Origin of the sequence: Oceanobacillus bengalensis, assembly GCF_003628445.1 — a bacterium.
GTDB lineage: Bacteria > Bacillota > Bacilli > Bacillales > Amphibacillaceae > Oceanobacillus > Oceanobacillus bengalensis.
Genome location: NZ_RBZO01000028.1, coordinates 22769 through 47815 on the forward strand (window position 1 = coordinate 22769; position 25047 = coordinate 47815).

Sequence of the window (25047 nt, forward strand, 5' to 3'; positions counted from 1 at the left end):
TACTACACTAGCTAGTCCCTGTCACCCTGCTTATCCAGCAATATCCCGCCTATTATAAGCCATAAATCCAATAACAGTTACTACTATAGCAACGATTCCTAATACAATCATCACCATGAAATTCATATCCTCAGCAGGAATTTGCGGAACATGTTCAAAGACAGATAAATTATTCAACCATTCAGGGAAATCCAGTATTCCGCTTAGATAAACAACAATAAAACAATAGACAACATACAACCAAACAAAACTTGTTAATTTCGGCAAAGATCCGACTAATAGTGTAGCAAGGCTAATAACAACCCACATCGCAGGTAGATAAACAAATGCTGATGCAAAAGTTGTACCGAAAGATAACGCATCATCCATCATTGACTGGCCAACAGACCATAGACCTAAAGCAACAAGTGACTGCATCAATACACATACAAGAATAGCTAAGAAATAATGATTTCCTAACACATTTGTACGTGAAACAGCACGACTATAATAGTTTTCTGTACGAAACTTGTTTTCTTCTCCTTTTAGCTTTAACACGGTCATTACTGCAGGAATCACACTAATTAGTGACATAATTGCCATCAATAATGTAATAAATTGCTCTGTCATTGTGTAGCCAGATTCTTCTTCGATAAAAGCTTGCATAAACTCTATTTCAATAAAATATGCTTCTAGGTCACCTAAGACCGCTCCAAAAGAAAGGCTCATCGCAAACATTCCAATTGCCCATGTAACGATATTTGTCCGTCCTAATCTTAAAGTAAGACCAAATGTTGTTTGTAAGAATGGATTTGCATGCCTTTTTCCTTTTCTTGCCGCAATAAATCCTACTCCTAAGTCACGAATTGCATTTAAATAGAAGGAAAGCAGTAAGATAACAATAGCAACAATTAATGTTAGTAAAAAAAGGCCCCAATTATTATCAGCAAAAACACCCGTCCTACTCAGCCAGCCAAGTGGTGAAACATAGGATAACATTTCATTACTTACATCCCCAATTGCACGAATTAAATATGCACCAATCAGAATTGCAAAGGATGACATCGTTGTTCCTCTAGATGTCTCAGTAAGTTGTGCAAATACAGCGGTAATTGAACCAAACAATAGCCCACTTACACCTAGGATGGAACCATATAATAATGAGCTCTCAAAATCGAACCCTTCTATTCCTAATAGACCTAAACCTAATCCCGTTAAAAGAGCTAATAGTAAATTGGTTATAACAACAACAATCATTGATGCACTTGTATATGCTAAGCGCCCAACAGATAGTGCACGAATCATTTCAATTCGACCATCCTCTTCATCTGCACGAGTGGAACGCCCAACAAGTAAAATATTCATAATAGCTACCGCAATAATTGTAAAAAGCAACATCTCATGTGCAAATAACGTACCAACAGAGGATAAATAGTCTTCTAAGTCATAACCCACACCAAGCATAGCAATCATTGCTGGATTTTCCATTGTCAAAGCATATGCCTGTCTTGTTTCGTCCCCTTTATACATCTCTGGATATGCCGAGGCTGCAGCTAAAGTAACCAGAATTAACCCCAATAACCAAATAATGATTTTAAAACGCCGCTGCCGAAAGATAAACTTTGTTAAGCTATGCGTTCCTTTAAATAACATTATAATTCCCCCTGAGACCCAGAATCAGATGCTGTTCCTTCGTAATGACGCATAAACAAATCCTCTAGTGTTGGTGGAGCACTCTCTAATTTCACAATGCCAAAACCACTGATATAGCGAATAATAGCATCGATTTCTTCTGTATCCACTTGAAAAGAAAGCTCCGCATTTTTTTCTTCCAAATTGTAAATCCCTTTCATTTTATTTAAATCAGTTATCGGCTCTTTCGTTTTAACCGTAAAATTAGTACGTGTGAGGTGACGCATTTCGCTTAGAGTACCTGTTTCAATCATCTTTCCCCCACGAATAATCCCTACTCGATCGCATAATTTCTCAACCTCGGATAAAATATGACTGGAAAGTAGAACACTTTTTCCTAGCTTTTTAGCCTCTAACACACACTCCTGAAATACATTTTCCATTAATGGGTCAAGTCCTGATGTTGGCTCATCTAAAATATATAGGTCTGCTTCCTGTGCAAATGCAGCAATTAAAGCCACCTTCTGCCTGTTCCCCTTCGAATAGGTTCTACATTTCTTCGTTGGGTCAAAGTCAAATTTCTTAATTAATGCCTCTTTTCTCGCTTTATTTACTCGACCATTCATCTTCATAAAAAGGTCAATAACTTCCCCGCCTGATAAGTTTGGCCATAAATTTACATCCCCTGGAACATAAGCAATACGTTTATGGATTTCAACTGCATCATCCCAGACATCCATACCAAACATCTCGGCACTTCCCTCTGTTGCCTTTAGCATTCCAAGTAGAATACGTATTGTTGTCGATTTCCCCGCACCATTCGGTCCAATAAATCCATAAATTTCGCCTTCTTTAACTTCAATATTTACCCCATCTAGTGCAGTAAACTTCCCAAAACTTTTTGTTATGTTCGTAGTTTTTAAAACCACCATATTTCATTCTCCCCTCCAATTATGAAATATTTTTATATTATAAGTTCATAATATACAAAAACATTCTATTACTCAATAGTTATGAACGATTTTATTTGTTTTATTACATAATTTTTATTAAACTACTAATGAGGTGAAAGATATGGACGGGTTTGAGCGTCGCAGAGAACAAAAGAAGCAGGATATCTTAAAAGCAGCACTCGCTTTATTTATAGATTATGGCATGCAAAAAGTATCCGTTGCTGAAATAGCTAAAAAAGCAAATGTCTCACAAGTGACCATCTATAATTATTTTGAAAGTAAAGATAATTTGGTTCAGATTGTTTTAAAATATTATGTAGATAAAATATGGGAAGAACAAAGAAAACTATTGGATAGTGATCTTCCTTTTGTTGATAAAATAAAACAATTTATATTTGAAAAAAATGACCTTGCAAATGAAATGAGCGAATCATTTTTCTTAGATTTTATGAAGGATTATTCAACAGGGAGAAGCTATGTAGAAGATTTATACGAAAAGGAAGCACTTCCTCGTTTAATAAAGTTATTTAATAATGGGAAGGAACAAGGATATATTGATTCAGGAATTTCAAACGAAGCAATTTTAATGTATTTGCATATGTTTCAAGAGTATATCCGAAAAGAAGATGTTGGAAGAATGATGCTACCATATACGGAAGAAATTTCAAAGCTTTTCTTTTATGGAATTGTTGGAAACAGCACAGTTGATGAATAGGGCCAAGCGAGTCGCTGGCCCTATTCCTTATCCACTAAAATCCGCATTCGATACACATTCATCGTAGTCTCTGCTAGTTGGTCCATCAAATTATGGTTTGCGTAGGCACCAACAATTGCACCGAACCCAGGGATTAACTGAAACATTTTAATTAAATCAATATGGTCTCTGTACTCCTGCTGAAAAACACGCCAATCCATATCTGTTAATTTTCCCTTTTGTTCCTCCCAATGTTCAAGAATATATAATGTTTCTCTTCTCTTTTCTTCACTAGAAAAAGCGAGTTGAAAAACATGGAGAATAAATAAGCGCTCTGCATATATGTTTGTATCAAACCCATAAATAGCTGCTGCTTCAAATAGAAATTTTATTTTTATGGATAATAATAAGGGGAAATCCACAGCGCCAAGCAGAATTCCCCCCGCACCAGTACCTGCTCCCTCCACAACCGCTGTTTTACGATAGGTCGCAAACTTCTCCTTTAATCGTTCCTCTTTCTCATAAAGGCTCATTTCCATTCCAATCGCTGGCTTTGTCGTTAGATTAGAACCGACCAAAGTTGCCTTCACCATATTCTTTATACTGTCAGTCACAATCTTATGAGCTTTTTCTGGAATCCAACTATTTATCTTATTCTGCGCTTTTTTCGAGAAGCGGTTTAACGTTCCTGACTGTTTCATTATTTTTATTCGCCAATCCTGCACCTCATCATATACTTTTCTTTCATATTCGTTCATTTAATCACCCTTTTAGCAATCGTATAAGCAGTAATACGAATCTACATCTAAAAAGGTTCTAACAATCAAAAGGAACGTTCAAACAACATCACCGTTTATATCTGCTTCCGGTAATAATTTATTTTTCGCTTTATGGAGAAAAGTAAAAACACATATAAAAGAATAACAGAGAAAACAATCGTGCTCGATATAATACTAACTAAACCACTATTGTCCCACATTAAGAATAGTCCTGACTGAATTGCAATTAAACTAAGGAAGATAGCCACATACATGTTCATCATTCTTTGCAGGGATTCCGCGACAGATTCTGGATCCGAATATATTTTTTTAAATCCTGATTTATCCGCTTCTGTTCGAAAGTAATGAAAAGACTCGAGATAACTCATCATATGCTGCCATCCTGCATCCTTATAGAGTTGGAAATATACCTCATCCGTGTCTTGTCGAAAGTCTGTTTGATAAACATAAGAAACGGCTGCATCCTGTTCAAAATAATAGAAGCCATACTTATATTTCGTAAAATGATACCCATTCTGCGACATTTCTGTTAGCCACGCTTCTTCCTTTTCAATATTTGACGCAAGAAAAAACCGAAACTTTTTAATGGCCATTTTTTTCTCCCCCTAAATGATTGATAAATTCCTTTGCATTCTCAATAAGTGACGATAAGCGTCGATATTCCATTTTCAACACGTCGATTCCTAACTCGGTTAATTCATAATATTTCCGTCGGTCATTGATATCTATTTCTCCTGTTGTTATTGTTATTATTCTCTGCTTTTCAAGCTTCCCTAATGCCCCATACAACGTACCTGGTCCCATCGTTACTTCACCATGGCTAATTTCTTCAACATCCTGCATAATTGCATACCCATGCCTGATTTCCCTAAGCGATAATAATATATAATAGGTCGCTTGGGACAACGGCAAAAAATCACTTGCTTTCTTTGTCATCTTCTCACTCACCTTTTATATCGCGACTCGATATATATCGTCTATCGATATAATAGCATATTATATTCATTTACTCAATATTTTTCCACAACATTATTGCCTACACTCCTTCATTAATTAATGCATATTTATAGTTCATCAAGGCTCTTCATTATCTGCATTTTTAGACTTCCTTCACTTCCCGAGAAAAGAAAATTGATGAACTTATGTTTTTTATCTATACTAAGTGAAAGTGGTACAAAAAAGGAGTTTAGACAATGGAACAAATAAAGCTTGAATCAAAAGTTTTTTCTATCTTAAAAGATAAAATTCAATTAATAAACACGGATGAGAATCGTGCAATATATTTAGTAGGACCAATCCGATTACCAGTTAATTTATATGGAGAAACGGTAGAATTCAAATGGTATTGTTGGCTTAATTATGATGAGGTAACTGAGGATTATGAGAAGATTATTGAAAAGCTATCATCTTCTAACCTAGCCGAATATCAACAATCAAGCGTGCTCGTCTATGGCGATTTCGAAAATACTGACGATGCCCTTATTCGTATGCATTCCATCTGCCATACTGGGGATATTTTCGGTAGCAAGCGTTGTGACTGTGGTTATCAATTAAAACAATCCATGAAAAAAATTAAGGAGCATGGTGCTGGAGCACTGTTTTATTTAGCCAACCACGAAGGTAGAGGAATTGGACTATTCTCCAAAGCAATGGCTTACGTTCTTCAAGAAAATGGTTTCGACACGGTTGAAGCAAATGAAGGACTAGGATTTGTTAATGATTCTAGAAACTATGACGATGCAATCCAAGTGTTAAAATCATTACGCCTAAAACCTGTCACATTGATTACGAACAACCCGAAAAAACTGGAAGCATTACAAAACGCAGGATTACTCGTATCTGGAAGGGTTCCGCTATGGGGCGATGTTTCGGAATACAATAAAAAATATTTAGAAACCAAAGTAACAAAATCAGGACATATGCGTGAAGATGAAGGGACATGTTCGAATGATTAATGATGAATTTTACATGGATCTAGCATTACAAAATGCAAGATCCATGAAAGGGCAAACGGACCCTAATCCGCTTGTTGGTTCTGTTATTGTAAATGATAACCGAATTGTTGGTGTTGGAACGCACCTAAAAGCAGGTGAACCTCATGCAGAAATCCATGCCCTTCGCATGGCTGGGGATAAAGCAAAAGGTGGTACGATTTATGTGACACTTGAACCCTGCTCCCATCACGGGCGAACTGGCCCCTGTGCAGAAGCTATTGTCCAGGCTGGATTAAAAAAGGTAGTCATTGCAACATTAGACCCCAATCCAATCGTGGCAGGAAATGGCGTTAAAATACTCCAAGACGCAGGTATCGAAGTAATTACAGGTGTGAGAGAACAAGAATCGATAAAAATGAATGAGGTTTTTAACAAGTACATTGTTAAGAAGAAACCTTTTATAACACTAAAAGCAGGCATAACATTAGACGGGAAAGTGGCAACACATACATTCAGTAGTAAATGGATTACTTCTGAAGAGGCAAGAGCAGATGTTCATCAACTAAGAAGTGAAAATATGGCCATTCTTGTTGGGATTAATACAGCATTAAAGGACAATCCTGCATTAACCTCACGTATCCCAAATGGCCGTAATCCAATTCGTATCTTGATGGATTCTAGTTTAAAAATTCCACTTGATTACAATCTTGTATCAGATAACGAGGCAGAAACTTGGATATTTACGAGTAAGAATCATGATTTTGAGAAAAGAAAAGAATTAGAAAATCGTGGAATAAACATTTTCATTACAAATTCCAAAACATCTGTTGATCCGAATGAAGTGGTAAACAAATTAGGAGAAAAGGGTATCTCTTCTCTCATAATAGAAGGTGGCGGAAATATTAATGCTTCTTTTTTCGAAAATGGGCTAATTGATAAGGTTATTTTATATATTGCACCAAAGCTTGTTGGCGGAAAAGATGCACCAACTTTCCTCGAAGGTACAGGTGTCGAGGAAATGAACCAAGCCTTTGAACTAGAAGATACAAATATTAAACGTATTGGAAAAGACTTTAAATTTATTGGCTATCCTAAATATGGAGTTAAATAATGATGAGATTTGGTTTTGATATTGATGATACACTTATTAACTTAAGAGAACACGCCTTTCACATATATAATCATAAACTGCATAAAAATATCGGACTAGATATTTTTATGCAAATAGGAAGAGTTGAAATCCATGAACCCTTTGGCCTATCAGATGAAGAAGGAAAGGAAATGTGGAATAATTCCTTAGAAGAAATTTACTATACGAATTGTCCTGCCTTTCCACATGCAATTGAAACATTGCAGATGCTAGATAAAGCGGGACATTCAATATTCTATATTACAGCAAGACCAAAGGAGCACGGCGAAAGAACAAAAGAATGGATGAAACAAAAAGGTTTTCCAGTTAATGATGCCAGGTTCTTTTACGGAATGAAAGACGAGGAAAAGATAGATATAATCAAAGATTTACACCTTGATTATTATGTTGACGACAAACCTACTATTTTAAAGACATTAACGAAGGAACCTATCCATTTATTGCTTAAGGATCAACCGTACAATAGAGATATAGACGACTATGAGCGAATGATTAACTGGAAGGATTTCGCTAAACTTATAAAAACAGAATCCTAATCTATCTAATTGACATAATAAAACAGATACATAAAAGCCTTTCATTGTCCTGATGAAGGGCTTTTATAGTGCATTTTATTAACAAAACTTTCATGGACGCAATGACTTACATTATTTCCCTCTTATTTGCAACCCTAAATGGAAATCCAATCCGTTAGATTTATAACTCTTTTTACTGTATGCGGCACCTAGAAATATATTGCATATATCATCCCCCTCATTTCTGTAGTATACTATTTTATAAGAATAATTATTTACTGGGAGCGTGTATGAAGATGCCTATACCTAGCAATCACTCAAAACCTAATAGACAATCCGCTAAAGAAACAGCATTTAATCAACTGCAACAATGGATTATTGACGGAACATTACTCCCAGGTGAAAAATTGAATGACACGGAACTTGCTAGCGCCTTGGGGGTAAGTAGAACACCTGTAAGAGAATCCTTACAATTATTAGAAGTACAAGGATTTGTAGAAATGTTCCCTGGAAAAGCCACACAGGTTACAGAGGTACGAAGGGAAGCCATAAAAGATTTACTTCCACCATTGGCAGCACTTCAAGCATTATCAGCTGAAATGGCAGTGGAGCATGTAACAGATAGTACATTCACTTTGTTAGAAAAGACAAATATCCGCTTTGCTGAGGCTATTCACTCAGAGAATTATTATGCTGCACTTAAAATTGATGAGCAATTCCATAAGATTATTATCGATACTGCTAATAATCCATACATAAAATCTATTATTGGATCCTTACAAGCACATGTTAGGCGCCTATTTTTCCATAACTCTATTATTTTAACGGAAAAATCGATAGAAGATCATCTTCAGATAATACATTTAATGAAACATGGTGATGTATCGACTCTTCACGGAAAAATGAGGGAAAATTGGCTCCGTACCATTGAATTTTTTCCAGACATTTAAAAAAACCGGTCTTCCTAAGGAGGACCGGTTTTTCTTGTTATTTATGGCTGTTTTCTAAAAGATTGTTAATTGGAGCGGAAATCAACGCGCACTTTACATCTATAACAACAAACAATACGAAAAGGGCCATATTTATTAAGCTTCCTGTGTGTTAAATGCTCTTTGTAAACGTGCAACGATACCTGTAACTGCAATAACAATTACTGCTGGAACTAACCACCCAAGTCCTTGATCATATAATGGTAAGACCTTTTCAAACATATCAATTATAGGAACCAGCCAACCAAAATAATCGATCTCAAGTGAATTGCAAAGTGCTTTTAGACCATCAACAACGCTAAGGGCAAAAGTTACCGCAATAGTTGATACATATACCATACGTGAATGGTTAAATAACGGCGACAGAAATGCCAATAGCATTAGAACAATTGCTAACGGATAAAGAAACATTAATACTGGAATAGAGTAAGTAATTATATTTCCTAATCCAAAGTTTGCTATAACAAATGATAGTGTTGTAAAGAATACTACTAATGTTTTGTAGCTAAACTTAGGCAAAAGCTTATGGAAATACTCAGCACAAGCTGCGATTAGTCCAATTCCAGTTGTCAAACATGCTAAGATAATAGATACTGCCAACATAACTGATCCAAATGTTCCAAAGTAGAAAGAAGCTGCACCACTCAGAACAGGGCCACCAGTATCAAACAAACCTAGTGTTCCAGTACTTGTTGCTCCCAAATAGGCAATTCCCACATACAATGCTCCAAGTAGGATTATTGCAATTACTCCAGATTTTGCAGTTGCCGTAAGAATCTCATTTTTGGAAGTAACACCAAAGGATTTTACGACATTAATTACAATAATACCAAACACCAACGAAGCAAGAGCATCCATTGTATTATATCCTTCTATGAAACCTTTCATAAATGCCCCACTAGCATAAGACGCGTCTGGTGCTTGAACTTGTCCCATCGGATTTACTACCGCAGTAACTAACAAAATCGCCAATATGATAACAAGTGTTGGTGCTAATATTTTCCCAACATTATCGACAAGTCTTGCAGGATATAGTGAGAATAACAAAACTACTACAAAGAATAATAGAGTAAAGAGAAGCAACGCTATTTGCTTGTAGCCTTCAGGAATAAAAGTTAGAATTCCAACTTCAAACGCCACTGTCCCAGTACGCGGAATAGCAAAAAAAGGACCTATTGTTAAATATAATAATGAAGTAAAAAATATTCCATACGCTGGATGGATTCTACTTGAAAGTTCTTGTAAGTCTCGGCTACCAGAGTACCCCATTGCCAAGATTCCAAGAAGGGGTAATCCCACCCCAGTAATTAGAAACCCAATTATAGCTGGCAATAGGCTTGTCCCAGAGTATTGTCCAAGCTGTGCTGGAAAAATTAAATTTCCTGCTCCAAAAAACAATGCGAATAGCATAAGACCAATTGCTAAATATGAAGAAAAGGAAAGCTTATCCTTCATTTCTGTTCCCTCCTGTAATATCCTACACGTAATTAATATGCAATATATTAGTTGAATCCATCATACTATTTAACTAATTGAAATGCAACACATAAAAGTAAATTTTTTGACAATTCTCCGGAAATGGCCCTTGATGTTATGGACACCCCTAGTAGACATAACCATTCAAATAGTTTAACATTCAATCTATATTTAGAAAAATGAGGGGATTACTATGGATTATTCAAATAGATTAAAGAACTTGCCTCCACAGTTTTTTGCTTCATTAGTACAAAACGTAACGAAAGCAATTTCCGAAGGTCGCGACGTTATCAATTTAGGACAAGGAAATCCAGATCAACCAACACCGCCACATATTGTGAAAACATTACAACAAGCTGCTGAGGATCCAATTACACACAAATACTCGCCATTCCGGGGAACAGTCGCCTTTAAAAGAGCTGCAGCTGACTTTTATATGCGTGAATACGATGTGGAAATTGATCCACATTCAGAAGTAGCCATTTTATTTGGAACAAAGATTGGCCTAGTCGAGTTGCCGTTAGCTTTAATGAACGAAGGAGATTTAATGCTACTACCAGACCCTGGCTATCCTGATTATTTATCAGGTGTTGCACTTGCTAATGTAACATACGAGACATTACCATTACGAAAGGAAAATCATTTTTTACCGGATTACCAGTTACTAACCCAGGAACAAAAAAAGAAAGCAAAATTACTCTATTTAAACTATCCAAATAATCCTACTGGGGCAACTGCATCGAAGGAGTTTTTTAGGCAAACTGTAGATCTTGCAAAGGATTCTAGCATTGGAATTGTCCATGACTTTGCATATGGAGCAATTGGTTTTGAAGGTGTGAAGCCTGTAAGTTTCCTACAAGCAGATGGTGCTAAAGAAGTTGGCGTTGAATTGTATACGCTATCTAAAACATATAATATGGCTGGTTGGCGGGTTGGTTTTGCAGTAGGTAATGCTGAAATGATTGAGGCGATTAATTTATTGCAAGATCATCTATTTGTTAGCTTGTTTCCAGCTGTACAACAAGCTGCAATTGAAGCTTTAACAAAAGACCAGTCAAATGTAACAGCACTTGTTGATCTTTATGAACGGCGTAGAAATACACTTATGAAGGAATGTAAGCGTATTGGGTGGAATGTCGAAGCGCCAAAAGGCTCTTTCTTCGCTTGGCTACCAGTTCCAAATGGTTTTACAAGTGGAGAATTTGCTGATTTCTTATTAGAAAAAGCAGACGTTGCTGTCGCAGCAGGCAATGGCTTTGGAGAATTTGGAGAAGGTTACATTCGTGTCGGCCTACTCGTTGATGAAGAACGTTTAATCGAAGCTGCACAACGTATTGAGAAACTAAATATCTTTTAGATGTTGCTTTTTTAGATATAGGCTGTGACGTAGAAGATATAAAATGCGCAGTAAGGTTACACGCAGAAAAGGTATTTTGACTTAAATTCAGGAACCGAGTCCTCAAGGAAGAGAACGTAACTTGATAAAGGCTTTTCAAGATGAAAACAGAGTATGATATCAGAATCTGTAACTTGATAAGCGCTCTCTAAATGAAAACGGAGCTCAAAATCAGAATTTGTAACTTGATAAGCGTTCTCTAGATGAAAACGGAGCTCAAACACTGAATTTGTAACTTGATAAGCGTTCTCAGATCAATTTATTTCCGAATCTTTTTAATGATTACCCTAAGTACATCTAATGCACATTTTATAACAATTGCAATAAAAACACGTGCAGTGCCTGGGTGAATCACTTTTCTTTCTTAACAAAACACCACCGGATATCGCATCTGGTGGTGCTTTGTTAATTAAACTTGTTTAATTTTCCATATGTCTGTTGCATATTCTTTAATCGTTTGATCACTTGAAAATTTACCTGAATATGCAATATTGGTAACACTCATACTTAACCATGCTTGTCGGTTTCTATATGCACGTTCAGCCAATTCATGGGTTTCTAGATACGGCTCAAAATCCTTTAATACAAAATAAGGATCATTGTGGTATAGAATATTGTAATAAATATCTTTGAATTCAATATCATGGATACCGAATTCACCTTGCTTTAACTGATCCATTATCCGTTTTATCCGATCATCAGTATTATAAATATCCTGGGCATTATACCCCCCATTTTGGTAATATCCTAGTACCTCTTCTGCCCTTAACCCAAAGATAAATATATTATCCTCTCCAACTAAATCGTGAATCTCAATATTTGCTCCGTCCATGGTCCCCAAAGTTAAAGCACCATTCATCATCATCTTCATATTTCCCGTTCCAGACGCTTCTTTACTAGCTGTTGATATCTGCTCACTGATATCTGCAGCTGGAATAATCTTTTCTGCTAGACTAATATTATAATTTTCTAGAAAAATCACTTTAAGTTTGCCACCGATATCCTTATCATAATTAACTATCGATGCAACCGTGTTTATTAACTTAATCACTTCTTTTGCTTGGTAATAACTAGGAGCTGCCTTTGCTCCAAAAATGAATGTTCGAGGTGTCATATTCTGATTTGGGTTTTCCTTAAGCTCATTATACAAATAAATCACATGGAATATATTTAACAGTTGTCGCTTGTATTCATGCAGTCGCTTAATTTGTACATCAAAAATCGAATTATCATCAACAAGTATCCCTGTTTGCTGATGAATATAGTTTGCTAATGCTGTTTTATTTTCATTCTTTACCTGGTCAAATTTATCCAATAAAACACGATCATTTGAATATTTTAATAAGCTAATCAATTGCTTTGGTCGCTTAATCCATTGTGGACCAATAACATCCGTTATTAAGTTAGCTAATTTGGGATTTGCCTGTAATAACCAGCGACGATGGGTAATACCATTCGTTTTATTGTTAAACTTATTCGGATATAATGCGTAAAAGTCCTTCATTTCTTTTTTCTTTAAAATCTCTGTATGGATACGTGCAACACCATTCACGCTAAAACTACCTACTATTGCTAATCTAGCCATGTGTACCCGCCCGTAAGCAACTATTGCTAACTCTGGTATCTTATCCCGCAATTCCTCATGATCAAACCACACCTGCTTACAAAACTGCTCATTAATCTCATCAATAATCATGTAGATTCTTGGAAGCAGGTACTGAATCATCTCCGCCTGCCATGTTTCAAGTGCTTCACTTAATGTTGTGTGATTCGTATAAGCAAACACATTTGTTGTTACTTTCCATGCAGCATCCCAACTAAGTCTCTCTTCATCCATCAATATGCGCATCATCTCAGGAATTGCGAGACTTGGATGTGTATCATTGATTTGGATAACAACTTTTTCAGGTAATTTACTGATTGGCATTTTACTGTTTTTCTTAAAATGCTTTATAATATTTTGTATACTAGACGAAACCAAGAAGTACTGCTGCTTTAAACGTAATTCCTTTCCTTCATAACTTGAATCGTCTGGATAAAGAAACCCTGATATTTGATCGATAGAATGTTGATGATCAAGGTCATGATAGAATTCCTGATTCGCACTACTCACATTTGTATCATCCCCGAATACTGGCTCTGCACTCCATAATCGTAGTGTATTCACCACATCATTGTTATACCCTACTACTGGAACATCATATGGTACAGCCATTACCTTATCCGTATTTTCATACTTAAATTCCAAGGAGCCATCGTTTCTCTTAAACATATGTACTTTTCCATGAAACTGGATTACGACAGCTTCCTCCTCTTTTCTCACTTCCCAAGGATAGGGATCTTTTAACCAATAATCTGGTAACTCTACCTGGTTCCCATGAATGATACGTTGTTCAAATAAACCGTAACGATACCTGATACCGTATCCGTGACCAGGATATTGGAGGGAAGCGAGAGAATCTAAAAAGCACGCAGCAAGTCTACCTAAGCCCCCATTTCCTAGTCCCGCATCATGTTCTTCTGAAAAGACATCTTCAGGATGGAAACCTAGTTCCTCCAATGCCTCTTTTGCAGCATTTAACATCCCACAATTAAGTAGATTACTTTCTAAAAGCCTACCAATAAGAAATTCCATCGATAAATAGTAGACTTGTTTATAGTTTTTCTTAATATAGTGTTTGTTCGTGTTAAACCAATTTGGCATTATTTCCTCATTAACAATCGATGCAAGTACAATATACATATCTTTACTATTTGCATCCTCAACCTGAATTCCTCTATCAATGATCAGTTTATTTGTTAACTTCTCCTTTAAAAGCCGCGTGGTTACCTGTGGCAAGGAATCATCTCTCCCTATCCATATATTGGGGTTGGTACTAATTGTTCGTATAAATCTCTATATTCCATTGCGGAATCCTTCCAGCTAAACTGACTCTTATTAACATTTTTTATTAACTGTTGAAAGTGGTCATCCCTATGATAAATTTCAAGAGAATACTGTAGCACATGCAGTAGGTCATGTGCATTGTAATTCGTAAAACTAAATCCATTTCCTTCTCCTGTTATTTCATTATAGGAATTTACCGTATCTTTTAAGCCACCTGTTTCTCTCACAATTGGTAACGTTTTGTATTGTAATGCAATGAGCTGCGCTAAGCCACACGGTTCAAACTTCGATGGCATAATAAGGAAGTCTGCGCTAGCATACAATTGCCTTGCCAATCCTTCATCAAACATGAGTAATGTGGACACTTTATCAGGAAACCAACTCGCTAGTTTAGAAAAGTAGTCTTCAAATTCATATTCACCCGTACCTAAGATAATAAGCTGTACATCGTCCCTAAGGAATTCCTCCACTATCGCCTTAACAAGATGCAAGCCTTTTTGTTCTACAAGCCTCGTTACGATGGTATATAATGGTTTATCTAAATCCATTTCAAAGTTTATTTGTTCACCAAGCACTAACCGATTCTCAATCTTTTTCGATCTTGCGGAGCGATAATTTACAGCAATATACGGATCTGTTAATGGATTATATTCCTTTATATCAATCCCATTTAGTATTCCAACTACATCCTTTTCCCTATGGCGTAATACTGGATCCATTGTCTCACCATAATATGGGTGTTTAATTTCCTCTGCATACGTCTTACTTACTGTCGTAATCTTATCTGCATGAAATAAGGCTCCCTTTAGACAATTTAACATTCCTTCCCATTCCAACCCTCCGATATGTTCTCTATCCAATTGGAAGAAATCCTCAAATATATCGATTGGCATCATGCCCTGATACTTTATATTGTGAATCGTAAACACAGTCTTCATCTCTGGAACTGGCCTAAGGATATTCGCTAGCACTACGGATATACCTGCCTGCCAATCGTGTGCATGTAAGATATCAGGTTTAAAATCAATATGGTCTAACGCTTCTATTACCGCATGACTGAAATAAACGAATCTCTCCCCATCATCGTAATAACCATATATTCCCTTTCTTGTAAAATAGTATTCATTTGAAATAAAGTAATAGTTAATCTGATTATATTTAAGTGTATAAATCGTAGTTTCTTGATTACGCCATCCGATTCTCACATCAAAAGAGGTGAGATATTCCATTTTACTTTTCCATTCTTCAGCTATTTCATCATAAAGAGGTAGAATAACGCGTACTTCTACTTGTTCATTTTGCTTTAGTGCTTGTGGAAGTGATCCGATTACATCTGCTAAACCTCCCGTCTTGATAAAAGGAGTGCATTCAGATGCTACAAATAATACGTTTTCCATTTCGTATTTCCCCTTTCGTAATTTTTAGATTGTCTGTCTTTTGGCAATGACAAATGGTTTATCCTTTGAGCCTATAATCCTTTGCCCCTTTGATATGTGGACGTCCTTGTCCAAAATGACATTCTCTAAGTAGGCTCCTTCTTCAATCTCACAGCGCTGCATAATGATGGAATTCTTTACACTAGCGCCCTCTTTAACCACCACTCCTCTAAATAGGACGCTTCCTTCAACATCTCCATCAACGACACAACCGTTAGCTAGTATAGAGTGATCAACCACCGCCCCGGAGCGATATTTAACTGGGGAATTATTTGAAACCTTCGTCCTTATATAAGTAGGTTTATAAAATAGTTCCTTATAATTGTCCTCTGATAATAGATTCATATTATGACGATAAAAACTCTCTATTGTATTAATAAATGCACTGTAGCCGCGATATTGGTAGGTTTGGATTTTTAATTCAGATAGTCTTTCTTTGATACCATGCACAAAGAAATTATCATGCCCGTAAGCAATACAATGATCTACTAGATCAATAAGAAGTTCTTTATTAATAATATAAACGCCAGTAAATACCTTGGGATTCTTTCTATCATTTGTAATATGCTGTACCCAGCCTAAGTCATCTGCCTCAATTCTGTATGAAGGAGTATGCTCATCCTTTAGCTCCTCAACCTTTGTTGATACAAGTGTAACGTCTGCATTTCTTTCTACGTGTAAATTAAAGGCTTCCTTATAATCCGTATTTGCTATAAACTGGCTTCCACTAACTAATACATAAGAGGACTTCCCTCGATGGAAATAATCACGATTGTTATGGAAAAATTGCAGATCCCCTTTCGATACATCGGTTGGGTCATTCCAATCAGGAGGGAGAATAAAAAGCCCGCCATTTCTACGGTCTAAATCCCAATTCTCACCTGTTCCAAGGTGATCTAAAAGAGAACGATATTTTGACCGAGCAAATATGGCAACTTCATGGACGTTTGAGTTGACCATATTGGATAATGCAAAATCAATTAATCGGTACCTACCCGCAAAGGGTATGGAGGCACTGCTTCGGAAATAGGTCAATTCGTTAAAAACATAGTGTTCATGCTCAAGATTGATTAATCCCATCATTGTTTTCATCACTTTCCACCCCCGGTTAGAGCTAACATTCCGTGCAGAATTTCTTGGTTTAGTACAACAGGTTCTTCGTTTTCACTAACCCTTATATTCGTTCCCTCTGGAATTTCTGTGTTTTCCATAACAATGACTCGTTCAAGAATAGAATTCTTTCCTACTTTTGTTCCTGGGTGTAGAATCGATTCCGAAATACTACATCCACTATTAACGACTACATTTTTAAACAATACCGAACGATTAACCTTTCCATATACAAAACAACCAGAATTCACGAGTGAATGATTGACAATCGCATTGCTCCCAATGTATTGAGGTGGGAAATTGGAGTCATTCGTATAAATTCTCCAATTTTTATTATTTAACGTATTACCAAAGTCCTCATCAAGTAAATCCATATTGGCCTCCCAATAGCTTTGAACGGTACCGACATCCTTCCAATAGCCATCAAACTGATAAGCGAACAAACGTCGATCATCATTGAGCATCGTAGGAATAATATCCTTCCCAAAGTCATGGCTCGATGCCTTATTCTTCGCATCCTTCAATAAGTAATCTTTTAACGTATTCCACGTGAAGATATAAATCCCCATTGATGCAAGGTTGCTCCCGGGTACAGCTGGCTTTTCCTCAAATTCAAAGATTCGTTCGGTATCTGTCGTATTCAATATCCCAAACCTGGATGCTTCTTCCCAAGGTACTTTAATAACAGAAATTGTAGCATCGGCTCTGGTAGCCTTGTGCTGATTTAGGAGCTTCTGATAATCCATTTGATAGATATGGTCACCGGAAATAACAAGAACATATTCTGGATTATATTGATCGATGAAGTGAATATTTTGGTAAATAGCATCCGCAGTACCTGAGTACCAATCTCCCCCAGTCTTACCTGTATACGGAGAAAGAACGGTAACACCACCATTTCTACGATCAAGATCCCAAGGTTTTCCATTTCCAATATGTTTATTCAGTTCTAGTGGGGAATATTGCGTCAATACACCTAATGTTTGTATATTTGAATTGGTACAATTACTTAAGGTGAAATCAATAATACGATACTTCCCACCAAATGGGACTGCTGGCTTTGCAATATGATGTGTCAAAGCTCCCAATCGTTTTCCTTCTCCTCCGGCTAACAACATACCCACACATTCCTTCAATCTACACTCTCCTCATCGTCTATTCTTTTATATACTGACATTGCTAATGGCGGTATTTTTATCTTGATATGTTGCGGCAACCCGTGCCATTTTTCTGAAAAACTAAAATGTTCTTCTTCATTTAATTGGCCAGAACCACCGTATTCCTTTGCATCCGAATTAAAAATTTCCTGATACTTTCCAGGACTTGGAACACCAACCTTATAGTCGTATCTGACAGTTGGCGTGAAATTACAAACAATAATTAATTCAATGTTAGGATGTTTACTCTTTCTTCTAAATGCAATAATACTCTGGTCTATATTGTGTGGATCTATCCATTCAAATCCTTTAGGGTCATGATCTAATTCATATAATTGAGGTTGTTTAAGATAGAAATGATTTAAAGCTTTAACATAAGTGAAGATACCTTGGTGAAGAGGATAATCTAAAAGATGCCAATCTAGTTGTTCCTTGTCCTTCCACTCGGCATATTGCGCGAGTTCAGCGCCCATAAATAATAAGTTCTTACCAGGATGTGCGATCATATATCCGAGTAGCAATCTTAAATTTGCGAATTGCTGCCACCTGTCACCGGGCATTTTATCCAAGAGCGATTTCTTACCATGAACCACCTCGTCATGTGACAATGGTAATAGGAAGTTTTCTGAATAAGTATACATAAAAGAGAAGGTTACTAAGTTGTGATGCCACTTACGATGGACAGGGTCCTTTTTTATGTAAGATAACATGTCATTCATCCAGCCCATATTCCATTTAAAATTAAATCCCAATCCCCCAGAATAGGTTGGTGCTGTTATAAGCGGGATGTCCGAACTATCTTCTGCCATCATTAATGCATTTGGATGATATGAAAAGACTACTTCATTTAATTTACGCAAAAATGCTATTGCTTCTAGGTTCTCCTCTCCGCCATATGAATTATAGATTTTTTCTTCACCTTCTTGGCGGTCAAAATTCAGATAAAGCATACTCGCAACAGCATCAACCCGTATTCCGTCAATGTGGTATTCTTCTAACCAGAATAGGGCGTTAGATATAAGAAAACTTTGTACTTCTGGACGGCCAAAATCGAACGTTAATGTTCCCCACGATCTTTTCTCACCCTTTTTAGGGTCGGCATACTCATATAAAGGTTCCCCATCAAATTCCCGAAGGCCAAAATCGTCTTTACAAAAATGCCCTGGAACCCAATCCATAATAACGCCGATATTATGTTGATGGCATTTATTTATAAAATATTTAAAGTCTTCACGTTTGCCATATCTGGCTGTTACAGAAAAGTATCCAGTAATTTGATATCCCCAAGAAAGGTCAAAAGGGTGTTCTGCTAGGGGAAGTAATTCGATATGCGTAAACCTTAGTGATTTAACATATGGAATCAACTCATCTGCTAATTCCTTATATGTATAGTATTCGCCTGTCTCTTTTTTCTTCCATGAACCTAAATGAACTTCATAAATTGAAAGTGGTGATGTATATGGGTTATATTTCTTCTTCTTTGACAGCCAATTTTGATCAGTCCACTTGTATGTAGATTTCCCTGCGGTAAGGGAAGCTGTATTGGGCCTTAATTCAGATTGGACTGCATAAGGGTCGGCTTTTAGACGAACTTCACCAGTAACAGATACTATTTTATATTTATAGGGTACTTCAGATTGGACGTCCGTAAAGAATCCGACCCACAACCCTTCTTTGGTCAGTCGCTCTAACGCATAATTACCTCCATCCCAGCTATTAAAGTCACCAATAATTTGAACTTCCAAAGCATTTGGTGCCCATACTACAAAGCGAAATCCTTTCTTTCCTTCTATTTCAATAAATTGGCTACCTAAGAGTTGGTGACTATGATAATTTGTACCTTGATGAAACAAGTAAATTTCTTGCTCGGATATGTTGTAATACACGTAGTAAGTAACCTCCTTTTTCCTCCGATTGACCTTAATTAACGAAATATGTTGGTGAATTCATATGTATATGTTTCATTATAATCCGAATAATCATTCACTTCAATACAATATCGCACAAAGTGTTCGACAATTCACACAAATTTAGCGAAACAATGTCGAATATTGCTTTTGTTGCTTATTATTGTTTAAATGTGAAGAGTAGTGGGCTATAATTTGTCAACACTTCATCCAATATATTTGCATAATTCAAAAGTATCCATATACTAAATGCAGAGGTAACAAAATCGCTTTACCTTCAAAGGAGTTGCTCCCGGTGAAATTTCCAATTGCATGGATTGATGACGTTCATGAATTAACGGTTATCGGTGATTTATCAGCCTATATTCAGAAATCTAGCTCTCTTGTTATCGTTAGACAGGACAAGAAAAGTTATATACAGGCTACCATTGATGAGATAAGTAATGAATCCAAGGTAAAAGTTTGCTTCCATGAAGAACTTCCGATGGGAGAAACACTTTTTCTTATATGGGATGACTTAGAAATCCCCATCTTCCCAGGGGCTATTGTACGAACCAGCTGGTTTGATGAAAATTATGCACCTTTAGACGTAACACTTGGTGCTACCTGTAATGTATATTCAACAAGTTTTGCTTTATGGGCCCCAACTGCAACTCAGGTGAAAGTTATAATTGATGGCAGGCACCATCAACTAAAACGAATGGAAAAAGGGACATGGAAAACAACTGTAGCTGATAACTTACATGGTGTTCCTTATGAATACGAAGTAACTGTAAATGGAGAAACAATACGTGTTATTGATCCCTATGCAAAAGCCTTACTACCAAACAGTAAGAAAGGGGTTATTGTTGATTTTTCTAAAACGAAACAATTAAATAAAGATGCAAGGCCTCATATAACACACTTACAAGATGCCATTATCTATGAAATACACACCAGAGATGCAACCATCCACAAGAACAGTGGTGTTAAACATAAAGGGAAATACTTGGGATTAACTGAATTAAGCACAACGACTTCAGGTGGCTCCCCTACAGCATTATCCTATATAAAAGAGTTAGGCTATACACATGTCGAGTTTTTGCCAATAAATGATTATGCTCGTGTTGATGAGCTTAGTCCTGATACCACCTATAATTGGGGATACGACCCATTATTCTTTCAAGTACCCGAAGGCAGTTATTCACTTTACCCGGAAGACCCCATAACAAGAATCAATGAGTGTAAAACAATGATTGATTCTTTTCACCAAGAAGGATTATCTGTGATTCTTGATGTTGTTTTTAACCATGTATTTATTATGGAAGAATCCCCTTTCGAAAAGCTTGTCCCTGGTTACTATTTCCGCTACCATCCTGACGGCACAGTTAGTAATGGAACAGGAGTAGGAAATGATGTTGCAACCGAACGACAAATGGTACGGAAATTCATTCTAGATACCATTGATGTGTGGCTCAAACACTACCATGTTGATGGATTCCGCTTCGATTTAATGGGTGAGATTGATGTAGAAACAATGAAACAGATTGTATCACGATGCAATCGTGAATCCGTACCAATTATGCTTTTAGGTGAAGGATGGGACCTTCCAACAGCACTTGCATCGCATCAAAAGGCGACAAACAGTAACTCGCATCAATTGCAGGGGGTGCGTTTCTTTAATGATTTATTCCGTGACTCCTTGAAGGGAAATTTATTTAATCAGGAAGATCAGGGGTATGTTAATGGACATGGAAGGTTTATTGAAAGACTTCCACATTTAGTTTCTGGTTCAGTACTTGCAGCGTTTGGTACCCCTTTTGTCTCTGACATTTCACAAACAGTAAATTATGTTGAATGTCATGATAATCATACATTATGGGACCGACTTCTAATTACTAGTAAGAATGAGAATGAGGATACGTTAAGAAAAATGCACCAACTAGCTACTGGTATTACATTATTAAGTCAGGGTGTTCCGTTCATCCATGCGGGTCAAGAATGGTTCCGAAGTAAACAGGGTATTGAGAATAGCTATATTTCTGGTGATGAAATCAATCAATTAGATTGGAATAAACGTGAGATGGAAGAAGAAAATGTTACATTTGTTAAGGACCTCATTCAATTGCGGAAACAACATGATGTCTTCCGTATGAGAACAAATCAAGAGATTCAAAGAAGGCTTCATATTTTAGAAACGCCTGACGTTGTATTTGGTTTTACCTTATTAGGGGATGATGAAGATTTCTCTGTTTACGTTAATCCCACAAAAAAGAAGCATCCACTACACTTACCATCATCTGGAAACTGGCAAATTGTCATATCAAATGACTCCGCTAGATTTAAGGAAAGTCACCAGATTGTTGGGGAATATACGCATATTAGAGCCTATGAGCTTATCGTGCTAAAGAAAATGCGAAAGTAATCTTCTCTTAGTCGAATTAGAGGCTAGGGAAAAAGTAAATTATTATAGCAAAATCCTAACGATGCTTCAAAATCTTTCATTAAACTCGAATTACTAAGGATTTGATATAGACTTCGGGTCTATTTAATTCAGAATAGTGTAGCTCTCGCTCACACTTATGAATGTTGTGTGTAGTCATTCCCTGCGGCAGAATGCTTCGCTTTCCGCGGGCACGGCCTCAGCCCTCCTCGGAAGAAGAACACTTCCTGTGGGGTCTTCAGACACGTGCTGTTCCCGCAGGAGTCTACGCATTCTGCCTACGCTATATTGAGTGCTCTAGATGTTATTAAAGCTATCGAACATAAAATTACGTTCTGGGCAGTTTTTCCTCGCAAAAGCATCGTTTTTTTAGTGGAAATCAAGTAGAGCAGGAGCTTAGTGGAGGAAAGACATGAAGACTCCTACGGGAGGCTCACCAGCCGCCCGTGGAAAAGCGAAGTGTCTTTCCGGAACGGAGTGCTTAAAACAATTCTGAATTAAATATATCTACACTTTATATCAATTATGAATTAATATTAAGCTTTAGAAAACTAGGATTCTCAGCTTCCTATCCCATAATCTTTCGTCTTTAGAGTGAAAGGTTTTAGTTATGCCCCAGCCCCTTGTACTTCTTATAATTCACCTATTCACCAATTTTTAATAACCACTCTCGCAACTTAGCTTTCGGATAATAATTCTTTCCATTTAGCTTAATATGAGGGATATCTGGATACTCTTCAATTAACCGTTTAGCATCCTCTTTTGAAACCCCGATAAACCAGTGAACCTCTCCCTCTTTAAGCAGTTCATATCTATCATCCTCATCCTCTAGTAATCCTTTCGCGTCTGGGTTGTTAAAATTTTTCAGCCCATCTCCAATGAAATAACCAAATGCTGCCAGTCCTAACGCTATCCAGAAAAAGTCCAGTTCCATATTTAATCCCCCTAGGTCTAGTGGTAAGTACGTATAGTCTTATACGGATAACCATACATTATCGTTTCATTAATGGCTTAATCATTATAAATCTTCTGAACCTCGTATTGAAACCCAAGAAATTGATAGTTTTGTTTCTGGTACATTTCTCTCGGAGTATCTTCCCCATCTGCCACAAGAATTACCCTTTTATCAGGAAATCTCTCCATAACAAAACGTTGTAATCTACTGCCAATACCTTTATTACGGAACATTTCCAATACTTCTAACCCATCTATTTCTACGGTATCCGCTGTAATAATCACATCTAAACAACCTGCTGGTTCCCCTTTATAGAAAGCAATCACTTGTAGGATAGCAGGATCTTTAAAATGCTTTTTATTTAAGTCCACTTTTTGCTTTGCAAAATTCTCCCCAAATTGTAAATCGATCTTATACTGCAAATCTATATAGCCCTTCATTGTGTCCTCTGTAACACTTTGTACAACAATGTCTGGATTAATTTCAAGGGTTGGAAAATCCCTTGGATTAATCGCATATAATTCTAAAAAACCAGTTTCATAGTTATGTTTTTTCAGATAATCAACTAATGTTGTACCTAATTTCTCATTTTCTGGAAAGTAAAACTTCACATGCTTTTGCCCATTCCTTAAGTGAAAATCCCTTAAGAATCCAACTGTTTCCACAAATGCATCAAGAGAAGGCATTCGCTTAAATGCGATAAAATTACTATCATAACGTGTGAGCATTTCTGGATAATGGATATGTCTGTAAAGCTCGTTTTCCGCAATCACATGACCAATTGTGTAAATATCTTCAAATGTTATTTTCATTATTGTAATCTCCCCTGTACTGATTCAATTCTTCCTTAGGTTAACTCTGCCTTAATAAGAAATCGGTGCTGTTTTGCATCAAAATACCCTTGTCGTTGAATAAGTTTATGAACTTGATATAAACCATCCATATACTTATCTACTCTAAAGTCAGGTACTTGCCATGGTATTGCTTTTAAGTAATAAACCAATGCTCCAATATCAAAAAAACGTTGTATAGGAAATTCCTCTTTCATTAAAGTAATTCGAAATCCGTTCTGCTCTAATCCCCCTACAGCATTCTTTAGATTCCAATTGAAATATTCATGGTTTAAATCTGATCCAATTATTTCATTTATCCTAGAACAGTCTAATCCACCAACCTGCTGTGTAATAAATGAGCCATTATCTGCTAAAATCCGTCTTAGTTCTTTTGGTGAATAATATTCATGTCGGTTTATGATTAAATCAAATTGTGCTGTTTCAAATGGTAAATTATCTTCATCAACTAACTCAACCACCTTTACACCCAATGGTTCCAACCTTCTCTGTGCAATCGATACATTGGGCTTGTAAGCTTCTGTAGCAATAATACTTTTTGGAAACGGTCTAAGCATAGATAAAAATTCTCCTCCACCTGTTCCCATATCAAGCATCGAGTTTACCGTTTGTATAAGGGGTCTTACTATACTTCCATACGACCAAGATAAAAGTTCATTTTGTAATCTCCCCGTTTCTGTAACAAAGGAAAAATCCCAACCTTCAAATGTTTGATTGATATCATTTAAATAGTTTTCAAACAACTTGTCTTTTATCATGCTAACCTCCGTCATTTCAGATGATTTTTAACGTATTTTGCCAAGAAGTCTCCCACTTCAAGCGAAG

Annotated in this window: 21 protein-coding genes; 7 read left to right on the forward strand and 14 right to left on the reverse strand. The window is 36.6% G+C overall.

All coding sequences use genetic code 11. The features are described 5' to 3' along the window. Positions 1 to 30: 30 nt before the first annotated feature. The gene (locus tag D8M05_RS15520; RefSeq protein ID WP_121133413.1) at positions 31 to 1632 is read right to left on the reverse strand and encodes an ABC transporter permease; all 1602 of its coding nucleotides are present in this window, start codon (positions 1630 to 1632) and stop codon (positions 31 to 33) included. After that, the gene (locus D8M05_RS15525; protein WP_121133415.1) at positions 1632 to 2543 is read right to left on the reverse strand and encodes an ABC transporter ATP-binding protein; all 912 of its coding nucleotides are present in this window, start codon (positions 2541 to 2543) and stop codon (positions 1632 to 1634) included. The genes D8M05_RS15520 and D8M05_RS15525 overlap by 1 nt, the downstream gene beginning before the upstream one ends. Positions 2544 to 2685: 142 nt before the next feature. Between D8M05_RS15525 and D8M05_RS15530 the strand changes: the two genes are divergently transcribed. Further along, a complete protein-coding gene (locus D8M05_RS15530; RefSeq protein ID WP_121133417.1) occupies positions 2686 to 3279 on the forward strand; it encodes a TetR/AcrR family transcriptional regulator in 594 nt (197 codons plus the stop codon). Between the two features lie 20 nt (positions 3280 to 3299). On the opposite strand, the gene D8M05_RS15535 is transcribed toward D8M05_RS15530, so the two are convergent. From D8M05_RS15535 to D8M05_RS15545, 3 genes are all read right to left on the reverse strand, one after another. After that, positions 3300 to 4016: an EcsC family protein gene (locus tag D8M05_RS15535; protein WP_121133419.1), complete on the reverse strand. Its 717-nt coding sequence runs from the start codon at positions 4014 to 4016 to the stop codon at positions 3300 to 3302. 95 nt (positions 4017 to 4111) lie between these two features. Then, entirely contained in the window at positions 4112 to 4630 is a 519-nt protein-coding gene (locus tag D8M05_RS15540) for a DUF2812 domain-containing protein (protein WP_121133421.1), read from the reverse strand. Then, positions 4620 to 4973 carry a PadR family transcriptional regulator gene (locus D8M05_RS15545; protein ID WP_121133423.1) on the reverse strand — a complete coding sequence of 118 codons (354 nt, stop codon included), beginning with the start codon at positions 4971 to 4973 and terminating at the stop codon, positions 4620 to 4622. Before D8M05_RS15545 ends, D8M05_RS15540 begins: the two co-directional genes overlap by 11 nt. A gap of 257 nt (positions 4974 to 5230) precedes the next feature. Here D8M05_RS15545 and D8M05_RS15550 point away from each other — a divergent pair, with 257 nt between their 5' ends. The 4 genes from D8M05_RS15550 to D8M05_RS15565 all read left to right on the forward strand — a co-directional run bounded on the left by D8M05_RS15550 (position 5231) and on the right by D8M05_RS15565 (position 8586). Next, the gene (locus tag D8M05_RS15550; RefSeq protein ID WP_121133425.1) at positions 5231 to 5992 is read left to right on the forward strand and encodes a GTP cyclohydrolase II; all 762 of its coding nucleotides are present in this window, start codon (positions 5231 to 5233) and stop codon (positions 5990 to 5992) included. Then, a complete protein-coding gene (ribD, locus tag D8M05_RS15555) occupies positions 5985 to 7082 on the forward strand; it encodes a bifunctional diaminohydroxyphosphoribosylaminopyrimidine deaminase/5-amino-6-(5-phosphoribosylamino)uracil reductase RibD (RefSeq protein ID WP_121133427.1) in 1098 nt (365 codons plus the stop codon). Before D8M05_RS15550 ends, ribD begins: the two co-directional genes overlap by 8 nt. Before the next feature lie 2 nt (positions 7083 to 7084). Beyond that, a complete protein-coding gene (locus D8M05_RS15560) occupies positions 7085 to 7657 on the forward strand; it encodes a 5' nucleotidase, NT5C type (protein ID WP_121133467.1) in 573 nt (190 codons plus the stop codon). A gap of 275 nt (positions 7658 to 7932) precedes the next feature. After that, positions 7933 to 8586 (forward strand): GntR family transcriptional regulator, encoded by a 654-nt coding sequence (locus D8M05_RS15565; RefSeq protein WP_121133429.1) that lies wholly within the window; start codon positions 7933 to 7935, stop codon positions 8584 to 8586. 135 nt (positions 8587 to 8721) lie between these two features. On the opposite strand, the gene brnQ is transcribed toward D8M05_RS15565, so the two are convergent. After that, positions 8722 to 10080, reverse strand: a complete 1359-nt coding sequence (gene brnQ / locus D8M05_RS15570) for a branched-chain amino acid transport system II carrier protein (RefSeq protein ID WP_121133431.1) — start codon at positions 10078 to 10080, stop codon at positions 8722 to 8724. Positions 10081 to 10294: 214 nt separating this feature from the next. Here brnQ and D8M05_RS15575 point away from each other — a divergent pair, with 214 nt between their 5' ends. Continuing rightward, a complete protein-coding gene (locus tag D8M05_RS15575) occupies positions 10295 to 11458 on the forward strand; it encodes a pyridoxal phosphate-dependent aminotransferase (RefSeq protein ID WP_121133433.1) in 1164 nt (387 codons plus the stop codon). Positions 11459 to 11906: 448 nt separating this feature from the next. Here the strand turns inward: D8M05_RS15575 and D8M05_RS15580 are convergent, their stop codons facing one another. Genes D8M05_RS15580 through glgB form a run of 5 tightly spaced genes read right to left on the reverse strand, consistent with a single transcriptional unit; the run spans position 11907 to position 19973 of the window. After that, positions 11907 to 14336 carry a glycogen/starch/alpha-glucan phosphorylase gene (locus D8M05_RS15580; protein ID WP_121133435.1) on the reverse strand — a complete coding sequence of 810 codons (2430 nt, stop codon included), beginning with the start codon at positions 14334 to 14336 and terminating at the stop codon, positions 11907 to 11909. A gap of 14 nt (positions 14337 to 14350) precedes the next feature. After that, positions 14351 to 15781, reverse strand: a complete 1431-nt coding sequence (gene glgA / locus D8M05_RS15585; protein WP_121133437.1) for a glycogen synthase GlgA — start codon at positions 15779 to 15781, stop codon at positions 14351 to 14353. Positions 15782 to 15805: 24 nt separating this feature from the next. Beyond that, a complete protein-coding gene (gene glgD, locus D8M05_RS15590) occupies positions 15806 to 16912 on the reverse strand; it encodes a glucose-1-phosphate adenylyltransferase subunit GlgD (RefSeq protein ID WP_121133439.1) in 1107 nt (368 codons plus the stop codon). Continuing rightward, positions 16912 to 18066 carry a glucose-1-phosphate adenylyltransferase gene (locus tag D8M05_RS15595; protein ID WP_281271923.1) on the reverse strand — a complete coding sequence of 385 codons (1155 nt, stop codon included), beginning with the start codon at positions 18064 to 18066 and terminating at the stop codon, positions 16912 to 16914. Before D8M05_RS15595 ends, glgD begins: the two co-directional genes overlap by 1 nt. Next, on the reverse strand, positions 18063 to 19973 hold the full coding sequence (gene glgB / locus D8M05_RS15600; RefSeq protein WP_121133441.1) for a 1,4-alpha-glucan branching protein GlgB: 1911 nt from the start codon (positions 19971 to 19973) through the stop codon (positions 18063 to 18065). The genes D8M05_RS15595 and glgB overlap by 4 nt, the downstream gene beginning before the upstream one ends. A gap of 316 nt (positions 19974 to 20289) precedes the next feature. On the opposite strand from glgB, the gene pulA reads away from it, so the two are divergent. Then, positions 20290 to 22398, forward strand: a complete 2109-nt coding sequence (pulA, locus tag D8M05_RS15605) for a type I pullulanase (RefSeq protein ID WP_121133443.1) — start codon at positions 20290 to 20292, stop codon at positions 22396 to 22398. A gap of 661 nt (positions 22399 to 23059) precedes the next feature. Here the strand turns inward: pulA and D8M05_RS15610 are convergent. From D8M05_RS15610 to D8M05_RS15620, 3 genes are all read right to left on the reverse strand, one after another. After that, the gene (locus D8M05_RS15610) at positions 23060 to 23350 is read right to left on the reverse strand and encodes a DNA-binding protein (protein WP_121133445.1); all 291 of its coding nucleotides are present in this window, start codon (positions 23348 to 23350) and stop codon (positions 23060 to 23062) included. Positions 23351 to 23427: 77 nt separating this feature from the next. Continuing rightward, complete coding sequence (locus tag D8M05_RS15615; RefSeq protein WP_245985426.1) at positions 23428 to 24183, reverse strand: GNAT family N-acetyltransferase; 756 nt, start codon at positions 24181 to 24183, stop codon at positions 23428 to 23430. 35 nt (positions 24184 to 24218) lie between these two features. After that, positions 24219 to 24980, reverse strand: a complete 762-nt coding sequence (locus D8M05_RS15620) for a class I SAM-dependent methyltransferase (protein ID WP_121133449.1) — start codon at positions 24978 to 24980, stop codon at positions 24219 to 24221. Between the last annotated feature and the right edge of the window lie 67 nt (positions 24981 to 25047).